This is a genomic window from Nocardioides jensenii JCM 1364 = NBRC 14755, assembly GCF_001552535.1.
Taxonomy (GTDB): Bacteria; Actinomycetota; Actinomycetes; order Propionibacteriales; family Nocardioidaceae; genus Nocardioides; species Nocardioides jensenii.
The window spans coordinates 1-15211 of sequence record NZ_BCRJ01000043.1 but is presented as its reverse complement, the minus strand read 5'-3'; the positions used below and the strand labels follow the sequence as shown (position 1 = coordinate 15211).

The 15211-nt window shown below is 70.4% G+C and carries 13 protein-coding genes; 6 read left to right on the top strand and 7 right to left on the bottom strand.

What is annotated here, in order from left to right; translation table 11 throughout:
* The first annotated feature begins 6 nt into the window (after nucleotides 1-6).
* The 6 genes from NJ4_RS10650 to NJ4_RS10625 all read left to right on the top strand — a co-directional run bounded on the left by NJ4_RS10650 (nucleotide 7) and on the right by NJ4_RS10625 (nucleotide 8179).
* Nucleotides 7-1404 carry a xanthine dehydrogenase small subunit gene (locus tag NJ4_RS10650; protein WP_067434239.1) on the top strand — a complete coding sequence of 466 codons (1398 nt, stop codon included), beginning with the start codon at nucleotides 7-9 and terminating at the stop codon, nucleotides 1402-1404.
* Nucleotides 1401-3701 (top strand): xanthine dehydrogenase molybdopterin binding subunit, encoded by a 2301-nt coding sequence (gene xdhB, locus NJ4_RS10645; RefSeq protein WP_067434236.1) that lies wholly within the window; start codon nucleotides 1401-1403, stop codon nucleotides 3699-3701. The genes NJ4_RS10650 and xdhB overlap by 4 nt, the downstream gene beginning before the upstream one ends.
* A 14-nt stretch (nucleotides 3702-3715) precedes the next feature.
* Nucleotides 3716-4531: a xanthine dehydrogenase accessory protein XdhC gene (xdhC, locus tag NJ4_RS10640; protein WP_174524597.1), complete on the top strand. Its 816-nt coding sequence runs from the start codon at nucleotides 3716-3718 to the stop codon at nucleotides 4529-4531.
* Nucleotides 4531-5850, top strand: a complete 1320-nt coding sequence (locus NJ4_RS10635; protein ID WP_067434230.1) for a guanine deaminase — start codon at nucleotides 4531-4533, stop codon at nucleotides 5848-5850. The genes xdhC and NJ4_RS10635 overlap by 1 nt, the downstream gene beginning before the upstream one ends.
* A 146-nt stretch (nucleotides 5851-5996) precedes the next feature.
* Entirely contained in the window at nucleotides 5997-7067 is a 1071-nt protein-coding gene (locus tag NJ4_RS26925; RefSeq protein WP_067434227.1) for a zinc-dependent alcohol dehydrogenase, read from the top strand.
* Nucleotides 7068-7183: 116 nt separating this feature from the next.
* Nucleotides 7184-8179: a GlxA family transcriptional regulator gene (locus tag NJ4_RS10625; RefSeq protein ID WP_067434224.1), complete on the top strand. Its 996-nt coding sequence runs from the start codon at nucleotides 7184-7186 to the stop codon at nucleotides 8177-8179.
* Between the two features lie 16 nt (nucleotides 8180-8195).
* Here NJ4_RS10625 and NJ4_RS10620 read toward each other — a convergent pair whose 3' ends face one another.
* The 7 genes from NJ4_RS10620 to uraH form a co-directional block, all read right to left on the bottom strand.
* Nucleotides 8196-8849 carry an HD domain-containing protein gene (locus tag NJ4_RS10620; protein ID WP_067434220.1) on the bottom strand — a complete coding sequence of 218 codons (654 nt, stop codon included), beginning with the start codon at nucleotides 8847-8849 and terminating at the stop codon, nucleotides 8196-8198.
* 309 nt (nucleotides 8850-9158) lie between these two features.
* On the bottom strand, nucleotides 9159-10148 hold the full coding sequence (locus NJ4_RS10615) for an LLM class flavin-dependent oxidoreductase (protein WP_067434210.1): 990 nt from the start codon (nucleotides 10146-10148) through the stop codon (nucleotides 9159-9161).
* Nucleotides 10149-10273: 125 nt separating this feature from the next.
* On the bottom strand, nucleotides 10274-11026 hold the full coding sequence (locus tag NJ4_RS10610; RefSeq protein WP_067434208.1) for an IclR family transcriptional regulator: 753 nt from the start codon (nucleotides 11024-11026) through the stop codon (nucleotides 10274-10276).
* 1 nt (nucleotide 11027) lies between these two features.
* Nucleotides 11028-12446 carry an 8-oxoguanine deaminase gene (locus NJ4_RS10605; RefSeq protein WP_082748408.1) on the bottom strand — a complete coding sequence of 473 codons (1419 nt, stop codon included), beginning with the start codon at nucleotides 12444-12446 and terminating at the stop codon, nucleotides 11028-11030.
* 139 nt (nucleotides 12447-12585) lie between these two features.
* The gene (locus tag NJ4_RS10600; RefSeq protein ID WP_082748406.1) at nucleotides 12586-13998 is read right to left on the bottom strand and encodes a nucleobase:cation symporter-2 family protein; all 1413 of its coding nucleotides are present in this window, start codon (nucleotides 13996-13998) and stop codon (nucleotides 12586-12588) included.
* Nucleotides 13999-14007: 9 nt separating this feature from the next.
* A complete protein-coding gene (gene pucL / locus NJ4_RS10595) occupies nucleotides 14008-14928 on the bottom strand; it encodes a factor-independent urate hydroxylase (protein WP_067434206.1) in 921 nt (306 codons plus the stop codon).
* A gap of 4 nt (nucleotides 14929-14932) precedes the next feature.
* Nucleotides 14933-15211, bottom strand: a 279-nt coding sequence (uraH, locus tag NJ4_RS10590) for a hydroxyisourate hydrolase (protein ID WP_067434203.1), incomplete at its 5' end; no start/stop codon positions are given.

The window sequence follows — 15211 nt, the reverse complement described above, 5'->3', positions numbered from 1 at the left end:
CCAGCCATGGAATCACCGACCATCACCGTGAACGGCGAGGCGACCGCGGTCACCGACGTGGCCGCGCACACCACGACGCTCGACTGGCTGCGCAGCCGTGGCCTGACCGGCGCGAAGGAGGGCTGCGCCGAGGGCGAGTGCGGCGCCTGCTCGGTGTTGGTCGCGCGGCCCGGTGCCGACACCCCGACCGAGTGGGTCGCGGTCAACGCCTGCCTGGTCCCGGTCGCCGCCCTCGACGGCCAGGAGCTGGTCACCTCCGAGGGCCTCGGCTCCTGTGACTCGCTGCACCCGGTGCAGCGCGAGATGGCCGTTCGCGGCGGCTCCCAGTGCGGCTTCTGTACGCCGGGCTTCGTGTGCAGCATGGCCGCGGAGTACTACCGCCCGGGCCGCGACGACTTCGACCTGCACGCGCTGAGCGGCAACCTCTGCCGGTGCACGGGATACCGGCCGATCAAGGACGCCGCCGACGCCCTCGGCACTCCGGCCGACGGCGACGCCCTCGCCGCGCGCACCTCCTCACCACCGCCGGCAGCCGTGGCCACCAGACTGAGCGTGGACGGAGCGGAGTTCCGCCGTCCGACCGACCTCACCGAGGCGCTCGGCCTGCTGGCCGAGAACCCCGAGGCCCAGGTGGTCGCGGGTTGCACCGACTTCGGGGTCGAGGTGAACATCCGCGGCGTCCGTGCGCCGTACGTCGTCGCGGTCGACCGGCTACCCGAGTTGCGCGAGTTCTCCTTCGGGGACGACGAGGTCGTCATCGGAGCCGGCCTGACCCTCAGCGAGATCGAGCGGATGCTCGAGGGCCGGGTGCCGCTGTTGGCCGAGATGTTCCCGCAGTTCGCCTCGCGACTGATCCGCAACGGCGCCACCATCGGCGGGAACCTCGGCACCGGCTCACCGATCGGCGACACGCCCCCGGCGCTGCTGGCCCTCGACGCGTCCCTGGTGCTGTCGTCGCTCCGGGGCGACCGAGTGGTGCCGCTGGCCGACTACTTCACCGGCTACCGGACGACGTTGAAGGAACCGGGCGAGCTGATCCGCGCCGTCCGTTTCCCGCTGCCGTTGTCGCCGGTCACCGCGTTCCACAAGATCGCCAAGCGACGGTTCGACGACATCTCCAGTGTGGCCGTCGGGTTCGCCCTCGACGTCGTCGACGGCAGCGTGATCCGTGCCCGGATCGGGCTCGGTGGGGTTGCGGCGACGCCGCTGCGTGCCAGTGCCACCGAGGCCGCCCTGGTCGGGCGCCCGTGGACGGAGCAGACGGTCCGCGAGGCGGCCGCGGTGATGGCAGGCGAGGGCACCCCGATGGACGACCACCGGGCCAGTGCGTCCTACCGCTCGGCGATGCTCGGACAGTCCCTGCTGCGGCTCCATGCCGCCAATCGACAGGAGGCGATCGCATGATCGGCGAACCCCTTCCCCACGAGAGCGCGTCACTGCACGTGACCGGCGAGGCGCTCTACACCGACGATCTCGTGTTCCGCACGAAGGACGTGCTGCACGCCTGGCCGGTCCAGTCGCCGCACACGCACGCGCGCATCGTCGCGCTCGACGTGTCACCGGCGTACGCCGTTCCGGGGGTGGTCCGGGTGCTCACCGCCGACGACGTGCCGGGAGTGAACGACGCCGGCGTGAAGCACGACGAGCCGCTGTTCCCCTCGGAGGCGATGTTCCACGGACACGCGTTGTGCTGGGTGCTCGGCGAGACGCTGGAGGCAGCGCGACTGGGCGCGGCGGCCGTCACGGTCGACTATGAGCCGCTCCCCTCACTGGTCAGCGTCCGCGACGCGATCGACGCGGGCAGCTTCCAGGGCGCGACGCCGCACCTCGCCCGCGGCGACGCCGAGGGCGCGTTCGCCACGGCGGAGCACGTCTTCACCGGCGAGTTCGAGTTCGCCGGCCAGGAGCACTTCTACCTCGAGACCCACGTGTCGCTGGCCCTGGTCGACGAGGCCGGGCAGGTGTTCGTGCAGAGCAGCACCCAGCACCCGTCGGAGACCCAGGAGATCGTCGCGCACGTGCTCGGCGTGCCGAGCCACGAGGTGACGGTCCAGTGCCTGCGCATGGGCGGCGCGTTCGGCGGCAAGGAGATGCAGCCGCACGGGTTCGCCGCGATCGCGGCCCTCGGCGCGCGGCTCACCGGTCGACCGGTCCGGCTCCGGCTCAACCGCACCCAGGACATCACCATGTCCGGCAAGCGGCACGGCTTCCACTCCTCGTGGCGGGTCGGCTTCGACGGCGAGGGAATGTTGGTCGCGCTCGACGCGGTGCTGACCGCCGACGGTGGCTGGAGCCTCGACCTGTCCGAGCCGGTGCTGGCCCGCGCGATGTGCCACATCGACAACAGCTACTGGATCCCGAACGTGCGCGTCGACGGCCGGATCGCGAAGACCAACAAGACCTCGCAGACCGCGTTCCGTGGGTTCGGCGGTCCGCAGGGAATGCTCGTGATCGAGGACATCCTCGGCACGTGCGCGCCACTGCTCGGCATTGACGCAGCCGAGCTGCGCCACCGCAACTTCTACGAGCCCGGGCAGGACACGCCGTACGGTCAGGAGGTGCGGCACGCCGAACGGCTCGAGGCCTGCTGGAGCCAGGTGCTCGCGAACGGTGACGTCGCCCGCCGGCAGGCCGAGGTCGAGCAGTTCAACGCCAGTCACCCCGACGCCCGACGCGGTCTCGCGCTGACCCCGGTCAAGTTCGGCATCTCGTTCAACCTGACCGCGTTCAACCAGGCGGGTGCGCTGGTGCACGTCTACAAGGACGGCTCGGTGCTGATCAACCACGGTGGCACCGAGATGGGACAGGGCCTGCACACCAAGATGCTGCAGGTCGCGGCCACCACGCTCGGCGTCCCTCTCTCGAAGGTGCGGCTCGCGCCGACCCGCACCGACAAGGTGCCCAACACCTCCGCGACCGCGGCGAGCTCGGGCGCCGACCTGAACGGCGCCGCGATCAAGAACGCCTGCGAGCAGATCAAGGCCCGGCTGGCCGAGGTCGAGAGCGACGGCCTCACCTGGGAGGAGCTGGTGCACAAGGCCTACTTCCAGCGTGTCCAGCTCTGGGCGGCCGGCTTCTACAAGACAGAAGGGCTGCACTGGGACGCCGCCGCGATGCGCGGCACGCCGTTCAAGTACTTCGCGTACGGCGTCGCGGCCGCCGAGGTCGAGGTCAACGGCTTCGACGGCTCCTACGTGCTGCGCCGGGTCGACATCGTGCACGACGTCGGCGACAGCCTGTCGCCGCTGATCGACATCGGTCAGATCGAGGGTGGCTTCGTCCAGGGCGCCGGCTGGCTGACCCTGGAGGACCTCCGCTGGGACGAGTCCGACGGGCCGAACCGTGGTCGTCTGGCGACCCAGGCGGCCAGCACCTACAAGCTGCCGAGCTTCTCGGAGATGCCGGAGGTCTTCAACGTCAAGCTGCTGGAGAAGGCCCACGAGGACGGCGCGGTCTACGGCTCCAAGGCCGTCGGTGAGCCGCCGTTGATGCTGGCGTTCTCCGTGCGCGAAGCGCTGCGGCAGGCCGCCGCCGCGTTCGGCCCGGCCGGGACCAGCGTCGAGCTGGCCTCCCCCGCCACCCCCGAGGCCGTCTACTGGGCGCTCGAGGCGGCCCGCTCCGCCGCGCCGAGCGACCCGGACCACAGCCGGGAGCGCGACGTGGCCCGCGACCCCGCTCTCGCCGAGCTCGGCGGGCGGTGATCGACGTGCAGTGGATGCGAGCAGTGCAACGGCTCCGCGAGCAACGCGAGCCCGGCGTCCTCGTCACGATCACGTCCGTCCGGGGCCACTCGCCGCGAGAGGCCGGCGCCAAGATGGTCGTCTCGGTCGACCGGACCTGGGACACCGTCGGCGGCGGCAACCTCGAGGCGGTCGCCGTCGAGCGGTCGCGGGCGATGATCACCGACGGCGTCACCGAGCCTGAGGACCTGGAGATCGCCTTGTCCGACAAGGCGCCGTTCCAGCACGGCGTCCAGTGCTGCGGCGGCGAGGTCGGTCTACTCCTCGAGCCGCTGCCCGTCGTACCGTCGGTCGCGATCTTCGGCATGGGCCACGTCGGCCTCGAGCTCGCGCGCATCCTGGCCCGGCACGACGTCGAGCTGCACGTGGTCGACTCCCGTGCCGACCAGCTGACCACCGAGCGACTGTCCTCGTTCGACGACGCGGTCGCCAACGTGCACGTGCACCAGGTCCCCGTGTTGCCCGAGCTGGTCGTCGGCGAGCTCCCGCACGGCACCCACATGCTCGTGATGACCCACGACCACGCGGAGGACGCCGCCCTGTGCGACGCCGCCCTGCGCAGCGACCGACTGGCCACCATCGGCCTGATCGGATCGAGCGCCAAGTGGGCGCGATTCCGCAAGAAGCTCGCCGACGAGGGCCACTCCCCCGACGCGATCGCCCGCATCACCACACCCATCGGCCTGGCCGAGCTGAGCGGCAAGGTGCCCGCCACCATCGCGGTGAGCGTCGCGGCCCGGCTGCTCCAGCTCTTCGCCGCCGACGTACCCACGAACCACGAGGTCTCCTGATGACGCTCTTCCGAGGAACCTTCCTCGACACCCCCGACGACCCGTTCGCCGGCGGCGTACTCCGTGCCGACAGCGACGCCGCCCTGCTGGTGCAGGACGGCGTGATCGTTGCCCGTGGACCGTACGCCGACCTCCGCCGCCAGCATCCCGGTGAGGAGGTCGTCGACCTCAGCGGTGGCGTGGTGCTGCCCGGCTTCGTCGACACCCACGTGCACTTCCCGCAGGCCCGGGTCATCGGCGCGCTGGGCATGCCGTTGCTCGACTGGCTCGACCAGTGCGCGCTTCCTGAGGAAGTGCGCATGGGCGACCTGCCGTACGCCACGGGCGTCGCCGCCGACTTCGTGCGCGGCCTGGTTTCTGCCGGCACGACGAGCGCGCTGGTCTTCGGCGCCCACAACGCCCCGGCCGTCGATGCCCTCTTCACCGAGGCCGCGCGGGTGGGGCTGCGGATCACCAGCGGACTCGTGGTCGGTGACCGCCGTCTGCTCCCCCCGTTGCACACCACGCCGGAACGCGCGTACGCCGAATCGCTGGCCCTGGCTGGGCGTTGGCACGATGTCGGCCGCAACCGCTACGCCGTGACCCCGCGGTTCTCCCTCTCCTCGACGGACGATCTGCTGGCCGCGTGCGGAGCCGTCCTCTCCGAAGTGCCCGGCGCAATGCTGACCTCTCACGTCAACGAGAACCCGTGTGAGATAGCTGCAGTCGGCGAGCTCTTCGGCGGCAGTTCCTACGTCGACACCTACGCCAGGCACGACCTCGTCGGACCGCGCACCGTCCTCGCGCACAACGTCCACGCGACCGACCCTGAGCTCGCGGTGCTGGCCTCGCGGGGCGCAGCTGTCGCGCACTGCCCGACGTCGAACGCAGCCCTGGGCAGCGGGCTCTTCCCGCTGGCGCGACACCTCTCTGCCGGAGTCCGTGTGGCCCTCGGCTCCGATGTCGGCGCCGGCACCGGGTTCTCGCTGCTGAAGGAAGGCCTGCAGGCCTACTTCGCCCAGCAGCTGCTCGGCGAGCTCGGACACCCGCTGACCGCGGCCCACCTGCTCCACCTGGCCACGAGCGCCGGCGCTTCGGCGCTCGGCCTCGATGACGTCGGTGATTTCTCGGTCGGCGGGCGCTTCGACGCCCAGTGGCTCTGCCCTGCCGAGGGGTCGACACTGGACGTCGGTCTCGAGCATGCATCCGACGCCGCCGAGGCCCTGGCCCGCACCTTCGCCCTCGGCAGCCCGGCCGACGTCCGAGCCGTCTGGGTCGACGGTGACCTGGTCAGCTCCGAGGGCTCCGGCCGGACCAGCGTTCTCTCGTTGGTCGAGTAGGGCGCTCAGCGACCGCACCGAGACCAGCCCTCGTGGAAGGGACGCGCCAAAGGCCGGCCCCGGGTGCTGCCTGCGTCTGTGACGTATGATGGTTGAACATTCAACCGAATGGGCCCAGGGCCCGAGCGAACCAAAGGAGTGGAGCCATGGCCGGCGCAGTGAACGAGGATGGCACGCCCACGGCGCACCCCGTGGTGACCGTCACCGGACCCCGCACGCTGCACGAGACGAACGAGGCCCCGACCCTGCCTGAGCCGGGCCGCGCCATCGTCGACATCACCTACACCGGTGTCTGCGGCACCGACGTCCACGGCTACACCGACGGGCACATGCTGCCCCCGGCCGTGTTCGGCCACGAGTGGACCGGGCGCGTGAGCGCCGTCGGAGACGGAGTGAGCGGGCTGGAGGTCGGCCAGCGCGTCGTCGGAGGCGTCGGACCGGCCTGCGGCAGGTGCTCCCAGTGCGTCGCCGGCCACGCACGCCAGTGCGACACCGCCTTCGCCGAAGCAAATGGCGTCGACCCGGATGCCCCCGAGCACGGTGCCTTCGCCGGCCAGGTGCACGTCTCCGCCCGCCGGCTCATCCCGGTCCCGGACGAGGTCACCGACATCGAGGCGGCCCTGGTCGAGCCCGCCACCGTCACCTTCCACGCCGTACGCCGGGTCGCCGCCACCCCCGGCGCCATCGTCGTGATCCAGGGCGCCGGCCCGATCGGCCTGCTGACCGCCCAGAACGCACGCAACGCCGGCGCCGGCCACGTCATCGTTTCCGAGCCCTCGTCCGCGCGCCGCGACATGGCCACCGACCTCGGCTTCACCGACGTGGTGAACCCGAGCGACCTGAAGGCTCGCGTCGAGGCCACGACCGACGGCCGCGGCGCCGACGTGCTCTACGAGTGCACGGGCGTGGCCGCTCTCCTGCAGCCGTCCGCCGAGCTCGTACGCCGCGGCGGCACACTGGCCCTGCTCGGTTTCCCGCTGGACACCTCGACGGTGAGCTACGCCGACTGGCAGGTCCGCGAGCTGGCCGTCATCGGCTCCCTGGCCTACAACCACGACGACTTCGTCGCCACCATCCAGCTCATCGCCGAGAAGAGGATCGACGTCGCCCCGCTGCACACCGGCACCGTCGGGTTGTCCGAGCTCGGCGACCTCCTCGAGGAGCTCGACTCGGGCAGGAGCAGCCACACCAAGGTGCTGGTGGACCCGCATGCGTGATCCCGGCCGACCACCGTTCAGCGCACGCCGACGCCGTGCGCCGTACGCCACACTTGGGAGGTGACTGTCTCCCCCACCGACTCAATGCGCCGCCCGGTCCCGGGAAGGAGCTGACCATGCCCCGCACGCACCACGTCGTGTTCCTGGTGTTCGACGGTGTGAAGATGCTCGACGTGACGGGGCCCGCTGAGGTCTTCGCCGAAGCCAACCGTCTCGGGGCGCACTACCGGCTTCGGTACGTGTCTCCGTCGGGTCAGGCCGTCGTCACCTCGATCGGGGCCACCCTTCCCGTCGACGGTCCGTCCGGCGCTGTCCTCGAGGCAGAGACGGTCATCGTCTCGGGTGGCGACGACCTCCCCGTGAGGCCCATCCCGGGCGACCTCACCGCTGCCGCGACCGCACTGCACGCCCAGTCGCGTCGCACCGTGTCCATCTGCACGGGATCATTCGTGCTCGCAGCCGCAGGTCTGCTGGACGGCCGTCGAGGGACCACCCACTGGCGTCACGCGGATCTGCTCGCGCGCGCGTTCCCCAAGGTTTCCGTGTCCCCTGATGCGCTCTTCGTTCACGATCGCGGGATCTACACCTCAGCTGGAGTCTCTGCCGGCATCGACCTCGCGCTGGCCCTTGTCGAGGAGGACCACGGGTCCGATCTCGCCCGCGAGGTGGCACGCAACCTGGTGATGTTCATGCAGCGACCCGGCGGGCAGTCGCAGTTCGCCGCTCCCCTGCAGATCCGCCCTCCGCGCGCACCCTCCCTGCGCGCGGTGGTGGACCTGGTCTCCGCCCAGCCGGCACTGAACCACAGCACCCGCTCCCTGGCCGAGCACGCCGGCCTCAGCCCCCGACACCTCGCCCGACTGTTCGCCGCCGAGCTCGACATCTCCCCGGCCAGGTTCGTGGAGCGCACGCGGCTCGAGCACGCCCAGTCGCTCCTCGATCGTGGACATGGGGTTGCCCAGGCCGCGAGGCTGGTCGGCTTCGGCAGCGCGGAGACCATGCGACGGCTCTTCCGCGCCAGGTTCGGCGTCTCGCCGAGCCAGTACAGGGAACGGTTCATCACGACGACTCCTGATCAGGAGACAGGCACGGGCTCGTCCGAGACCCGTTGAGGGCACGAGGCAACCCTCACTCCGGCCAGGCGTTGCTCTCGATGATGTCGACGAAGTTCGCGCGCTCGAACCTCGGATCGAAGTGGGCGAGCACATCGTCGTTCATCGTGCCGAACGTGGTCTCCGGGCGGTGCGCCATCCCCTCGTTGAAGGCATGCAGGATCTGCCGCTTGAAATCCGGGCGTGGATGCGCCGCGACAACAGTCTGCTTGTCCTCATCGCGGATCTCGTCCAGTCCCAGTCCGAGTACGTCGGTCTCCACACCAAGCGTGACAACACCGACCTCCGGGGCCAGGTGCAGGGGCAGCTCGGGAGTCGTGTGGAGGGCGATGGCGAGCCACACGTCGCGCGCGTCCGCCTCCGAGCGGCCGTGCTGGAGCAGGAAGTCGTACGCCGCGTCGGCACCGTCGATCTCGAAACGTTGGTCGGTCGTGCGGAACTTCGCGGTGAGCCCCAGGTCGTGGAACATGCCGCCGACGTACGCCAGCTCGGCGTCCACCTGGATGCCCCGCGCGCTCGACTTCAACATCCCCCAGAGGAAGACGCGCCGGGAGTGATGGAAGAGCGAGTCCCCCACCAACGGGTCGTCGGTCGCCTCCCGCACCAGCGCGGTGGCCGCGCGAGCCAGGTCGGTGTCGGGGATCTGGATGCCTGCAATGGTCTCGGTCACGAGTACGTCTCCTGTTGAATGCTGATGACGCCACCAGCATCGCCCCGCCCTGTCACGGACGACCCCGCGAAAACGGACAAGGATCACCTGATCTGCGCCAGACGGACGCAACCTCCTGTGCCTCGGAACTCCTGCCGGGGGCACAGCGACGCGACGACGTGCCCCTGCCGGGACTTCAGCTCGCCGGACGACCTTGATACCGGCGAGGAGCTGTGCTCGTCGCGGCCCAGGATCTCGGCCCGTCACGACACCATGGCCACGTCTGGGTCGGCCTCTCGTGCAGCCCTGAGCGACCTCGAGGTCGCGGGCTCAACCGCCCAGATCCGCGACCTTGGCCAGCAGCTCGAAGGAGCGCAGCGTTGCCTCGGTGCTGCGAGCCATCGAGGCGACGATCAACTCATCAGCACCAGCATGTACGACGAACTCGTCGAGGTAGGCACGGACCTCGTCGGGAGTGCCGACCGCGGAGTAGTGGCTCATCTGCTTGATCTGCAGCCCTGACGGCGAGTCGAGGATGGAATCAGCCTCGGCGTCGGTGAAGGTGCGTCCGCGGCCGACGAGTTGGCTGACGCGCAAGCGCTGGGACTCCCGCAGCAGCGCCTGTGCCTCCTCGGTGGTGTCGGCGGCCACGACGTTGGCACCGGCGATCACCCAGGGGGCGGTCAGCTGTTCGGACGGCTGGAACTCACGACGGTAGGTGGCGACGGCATCGGTCAGCGCCTGCGGTGCGAAGTGCGAGGCGAACGCGTAGGGAAGCCCCAGCGCAGCTGCCAGCTTGGCACCGAAGAGGGAGGACCCGAGGATGTAGAGCGGCACGTGGGTGCCCTTGCCGGGCACTGCGTCCACACCGGGGATCATCGACCGGCCGGTGAGGTATCCCTGCAGTTCCTGGACGTCACGGGGGAAGGCCTCGGCCGACATGGCGTCGCGGCGCAGGGCACGCATCGTGTTCTGGTCACTGCCGGGCGCTCGCCCGAGCCCGAGGTCGATCCGACCGGGGTGCAGAGTCTCCAGGGTGCCGAACTGCTCGGCGATCACCAGCGGGGAGTGGTTGGGCAGCATCACACCACCGGCACCGAGGCGGATGGTCGCGGTGTGCGCGGCTACGTGTGCGATGAGCACGGCGGTCGCCGAGGAGGCGATGGTCGACATGTTGTGGTGCTCGGCGTACCAGACCCGGCGATAGCCGCTGCGCTCCGCGAGCTGTGCGATCTCGACACTGGCTCGGAAGCTGTCCACAGCGCTCCCGCCGGTGCCGATTTGGGCGAGATCAAGGATTGAGATCGGGGTGGCAGGCATGCCGAGGGAACCGAAAGGCTGAGGGAACTATTCCTCGCTCCAGCCCACGCCTCGACCTACCGACGGAGACGCCGGTGCGGGCGGCCACTCCGACAAGATCCCCAGCCTCGAGCAGCGCGGGACTGTCAGGGGCGAGCGTCCACCACGCGGTGCAGCTCGGCGGCGAGCGTGGGCACCCGCTCGCGCGTGACGCGGGCCGACGGACCGGCCACGGACACCGCCAGCGGGAACGGCGCCGACGGCACGGGGACGGCGACACAGCGTGCGCCGTACTCCTCTTCCTCGTCGTCGAGCGCGAAGCCCTGACGACGTACGACGCGAACTGCCGCGACCAGCTCGGAGACCGACCCGACCGTGTGGGAGGTCGACCGAGCCAGGCCGGTGCGCGATGCGAGGGCGGCCACCTCGTCGTCGGCCAGCAGGGACAACAGCGCCTTCCCCACGGCCGAGCAGTGCGCCATGGTCGTGCGATGCACCTCGGTGGATGACCGCATCGCCTGCGAGGACTGGACCTGTGCGACGAACAGCACCGTGTCGCCGCACAGGGTTGCGGCGTTCGCTGTCTCGCCGGTGACCTCGACCAGCCCGGCCAGCCAGGTCGAGACGTCGGGAGCGATCGGCGACATCGCGGCGCCACCGAGCGCGACCAGGCGTGGGCCGAGGCGGTAGCGCCGGTCAGATCCCTTGTAGAGATAACCCGCCTGACACAACCCGCCCAGCATCCGGTGGGTCGTCGAGACCGGGATCCGGCAGAGCCCCGCGAGTTCCGAGAGCCCAAGCGGTCGGCCCGCGTCGGCGAGGTGCTCGAGCAGGCCGAGCGCGCGACCGATCGACTGGACCGGTCCACTCGGGACGGCCTCGACGGCCTCGGCGCTCATGTCAGCCGGCCTTCCGCACCAGGTCGCGCTGCACCCGGGCCACTCGGCGCGCGAGCGACTCCTCGTCAACCGTGACCATGCGCCCCTGGTCGACCACGGGACGCCCGTTGACCAGCAGCAGCTCGAGCGGCGGTGCCGAGCCGAGCACGAGCGCCGCCACCGGGTCCTCGATGCCGGCATGGGCGAGCGTGTCGAGCCGCCACACGGCGAGGTCGGCCAGCTTGCCGACCTCGAGCGAGCCGATCTCCTCCTCACGGCCGAGGATCCGGGCACCGTCGAGGGTGGCCATCTCCAACGCGGCACGGACGCCGAGCGCTCGCGGCCCACCGCGCGCCCGGGCGAAGAGCACCGCGTGCCGCGCCTCCTCCACCAGCGAGCCGGCTTCGTTGCTGGCCGTGCCGTCGACACCGAGCCCGACCGGGGAGCCGGCCTCGCGCAGGTCGGCAGCGCGCGCGATCCCGGCGCCCAGGCGGGCGTTCGAGCTCGGACAGTGCGCGACCCCGGTCGCGGCCGCACCGAGCCGCTTGACCTCGGCGTCGTCGAAGTGGATGCCGTGGGCGAACCACACGTCGGGGCCCGACCAGCCCAGTTGTTCGGCATACTCCAAGGGCGTGCAGCCACGCTGCTCCTCGCACCACTCGGTCTCGTCGACGGTCTCGGCGAGGTGCGTGTGGAGGCGTACGCCGCGACGTCGGGCCAGCTCGGCCGCGTCGCGCATGAGCCCTTCGCTGACCGAGAACGGCGAGCACGGCCCGACCGAGATCTGCAGCATCGACCCGGGTGACGCATCGTGCCAGCGCGTGATGGCCGCGTCCGTCGCGGCGAGGATCTCGTCACGCTCCTGCACCACCGAGTCCGGCGGCAGTCCGCCGTCCTTGCGGCTGAGGTCCATCGATCCGCGGGCCGGGTGGAAGCGCAGCCCGACCTCGTGCGCCGCCACGATCGACGCGGCCAGCGGGTCGCCACCCTCCCGAGGGAAGACGTAGTGGTGGTCGGCGGCGGTGGTGCAGCCGGTCAGCGCCATCTGCGACAGAGCGGCCTGGGTCGCCACGTGAACTGACGTCTCGTCGATGCCGGCCCACACCGGGTAGAGCGTGGTGAGCCACTCGAAGAGCGTCGCGTCGGCGGCCAGCCCGCGGGTGACCCACTGATAGAGGTGCTGGTGGGTGTTGACGAAGCCCGGCGTGATCACACAGCCGCGGCCGTCGACCACCCGGGCTCCGGCGTACGACGACGCCGGCCCTGCGCCCACCGCGGCAATCCGGTTGCCCTCGACCACGACGTACCCATCGGCGTGCTCGCGCCGCGACCTGTCCATCGTGACGAGGGCCGCGCCCTCGATGACCGTGGTCTCCAGGGCGGCGCCGTCGCGGTCGGAGCTTCCAGAGCGTGCCTGACTGCCGGAGGGGGTGAGCTGCATGCCGGTCTCCCAAGGTGTCGTGGGTGGGACTCCAGTGAACTCGCGCAGACTCGGTGCCGTAAGTCACAGCGGGCACGAACCGGGGCCACGAACCGACCGCCGGATTGGAGCAATCTCCAACCCGGCGGTGCGATTGAGCTCAGTCCGCGTGCCGGATGTCGACGTCCAGCCGGTCGCCCAAACCGTCACGCCTGTCCTCGGACGCGGCGAAGACGGAGGCGCCCGACCTGTTGCCGGCAGTCACCTCGTTGAACAGGTAGTTCAGGACCACCGCGACGACGGCGGTGGCGCTGATGCCCGAGTGCATGATCACGCCGAACCACTCCGGGAACGCGTCCCAGAAGGTCGGGGCGGCGATCGGGATGATGCCGACCGCGACGGCCACCGGGACGATCACCATGTTGAGGTTGTCCTCATAGCTGACCCGCGACAGCGTGCGGATGCCGCTGGCGGCCACCGAGCCGAAGAGCACGATGCCGGCGCCACCGAGCACGGGATACGGGATCGCCGCGACCACGGCCCCCACGACAGGGAGCAGACCGAGCAGGAGCAGGACCAGCCCGCCGGTGGCCACGACGAATCGGCTCTTGATGCCGGTCAGCGCGACCAGCCCGACGTTCTGCGCGAAAGCACTGCACGGGAAGCTGCCGAAGAGCGGCGCCACGGTCGTCGCGGCCATGTCGGCACGCAGGCCTTGGGCGACCCGCTTCGCGTCCACCTCGGTCTCGACGATCTCACCGATCGCCAGGATGTCGGCGGTGGTCTCGGTCATGATCACCAGCATCACCACGGTCATCGACACGATCGCACCGATCTCGAACGTCGGGGTGCCGAAGTGCAGCACCGGGGGCGCCGAGAACGGCTTCGCGTCACCGACGGCGGAGAAGTCCGCGCGGCCGGCCAGGGTCGCGATCACCGTGCCGACCACGAGGCCGAGCAGGATCGAGAGCCGTGACACCGCACCCTGGAACAGGCGGCTGATCACCAGGATGATCAGCAGGGTCAGGCCGGCGTAGCCGATGTTCGTCATCGAGCCGAAGTCGGCGGCCCTCTCGTCGTTGCCCATCGCCCAACGGAACGACACCGGCATGAGTGAGAGCCCGATGACGGTGATCAGGCTGCCAGTCACGACAGCCGGGAACAGCCGCACCAACTGGGCGAAGAACGACGAGATCACCAGGCCGATCACACCGGCGACGATGATCGCACCGAAGACCGGCCGCAGCCCGTCCTCGCTGGCGATCGCCACCATCGTGGAGACGCTGGCGAACGAGATGCCCTGCACGATCGGCAATCTGCTGCCGAAGGGACCGAGGCCCAAGGTCTGCAGCAACGTGGCCAGCCCGGAGACGAACAGTCCCGCGGTGACCAGCAACGCCATGTCCGGGGTGGACAGTCCGGCCGCTCCCCCGACGATCAACGGCGGCGCGATCACGCCGCCGTACATCGTCAGGATGTGCTGGGTGCCGTAAGCGAGCAGCTGGCCGGGTGGGTGACGCTCGTCCTCAGGGCGCGCCTGGACGGCCGCGCCGGCGCGGCGGCGGAGGCTCATCACACGTCCTCAGCAGAAGCCGGGCAGGCCGAGCCAGGCATTGCCGGCCTCGGTGGCGTCATCACGAATGACGGAGCACTCGATCAGCCCGTAGGGCCGGTCGGCGGCGATGAACACCTCCCCGGGGTTCTCGAGGCCGAACGGCTCGAGGTCCACGAGGAAGTGGTGCTTGTTGGGTGCGGAGAACTTGATCTCGGCGATCTCGGGGTGCTGCTCGAGCACGGACTGCCCCATGCCGTGCAGGGTCTGCTGCAACGCGAAGCTGTGGATCTCGGCGAACCGCTGGAGCAACAGGGCACGCACTGCGTCGTACGACTTGTCCCAGTCGACCTCGCCGCGGGCGACGTACGCCGCGTCGTGACGCCAGCGGGCGACCAGCGATGTGGCGAGGATCCGGTCGTGGGTCTCGGGGAGCGTCGTGTACTCGTCCTTGAGGTAGCCGAAGAACTCCGAGCCGGTGGACTTCAGCACGGTGAGGTCCTTGATGCCGCTCACCACGTGGGCGATGCGCTCGTCACCGCGACCGTCGACGTTGACCGCAGTGGTGCGGGTGCCGCCGCCGGTGCGGACGAACGAGTGGTCATGGCCGGAGCCATCGACGGGGATGCGGTCCCAGGCATACTCCTCGACCTCGACCTTGGCGCCGTCGACTGCGGGTGCCGCTTCGATGAAGCGGTCGGCGAGGGCGAGCGCGAAGTCCTCGATCGCGCCGACGCCGTGCTTCTTGGCGAACGCGAAGGCAGTGTTCTTCTGGGTATCGGTGGGCAGTACGCCGCCCTGGTCGCCACTGGTGTGCGCGTCCTCGAAGCGGCCGCGCAGGGCGGACGAGACGTTCAGGTCGCGGATCTGGTGGCGTGCGGTGTCGCGGTAGATGCGGACGACGCGGCTCTCGGCCTTGCCGTACTGGTTGGGGCCCAGGCGGATGGCCATGGGATCAACTCCCTCGGTAGGTGGAATAGGCGAACGGGCTGAGCAGGAGTGGGACGTGGTGGTGCTGGGTCGCGTCGGTCAGCGCGAAGGTGACGCCGACTTCGGGGAAGAAGCAGTCCTGGCCGGTCGCGGCGGCGTAGGCCGCGACGTCGAAGACCAGCCGGTAGGTGCCCGGCTCGACCCGATCGGGTCCGAGCTCGGTGGCGCGTCCGTCGTCATCGGTCGCGGCCTCGGCGAGGAGGACGACGACCCGGTCGCCGTCGAGGTGCTCGAGCCGCAGGCT

Bases quoted from the DNA above. Each gene is read 5' to 3' on its own strand.
- NJ4_RS10610 (WP_067434208.1), bottom strand. From the start codon at position 11,026: ATGAGCGCCGAGGCCGTCGAGGCCGTCCCGAGTGGACCGGTCCAGTCG.
- NJ4_RS10615 (WP_067434210.1), bottom strand. From the start codon at position 10,148: ATGCCTGCCACCCCGATCTCAATCCTTGATCTCGCCCAAATCGGCACC.
- NJ4_RS10650 (WP_067434239.1), top strand. From the start codon at position 7: ATGGAATCACCGACCATCACCGTGAACGGCGAGGCGACCGCGGTCACC.
- pucL (WP_067434206.1), bottom strand. From the start codon at position 14,928: ATGGCCATCCGCCTGGGCCCCAACCAGTACGGCAAGGCCGAGAGCCGC.
- NJ4_RS26925 (WP_067434227.1), top strand. From the start codon at position 5,997: ATGGCCGGCGCAGTGAACGAGGATGGCACGCCCACGGCGCACCCCGTG.
- xdhB (WP_067434236.1), top strand. From the start codon at position 1,401: ATGATCGGCGAACCCCTTCCCCACGAGAGCGCGTCACTGCACGTGACC.
- xdhC (WP_174524597.1), top strand. From the start codon at position 3,716: ATGCGAGCAGTGCAACGGCTCCGCGAGCAACGCGAGCCCGGCGTCCTC.
- NJ4_RS10625 (WP_067434224.1), top strand. From the start codon at position 7,184: ATGCCCCGCACGCACCACGTCGTGTTCCTGGTGTTCGACGGTGTGAAG.
- NJ4_RS10605 (WP_082748408.1), bottom strand. From the start codon at position 12,446: ATGCAGCTCACCCCCTCCGGCAGTCAGGCACGCTCTGGAAGCTCCGAC.
- NJ4_RS10635 (WP_067434230.1), top strand. From the start codon at position 4,531: ATGACGCTCTTCCGAGGAACCTTCCTCGACACCCCCGACGACCCGTTC.
- NJ4_RS10600 (WP_082748406.1), bottom strand. From the start codon at position 13,998: ATGAGCCTCCGCCGCCGCGCCGGCGCGGCCGTCCAGGCGCGCCCTGAG.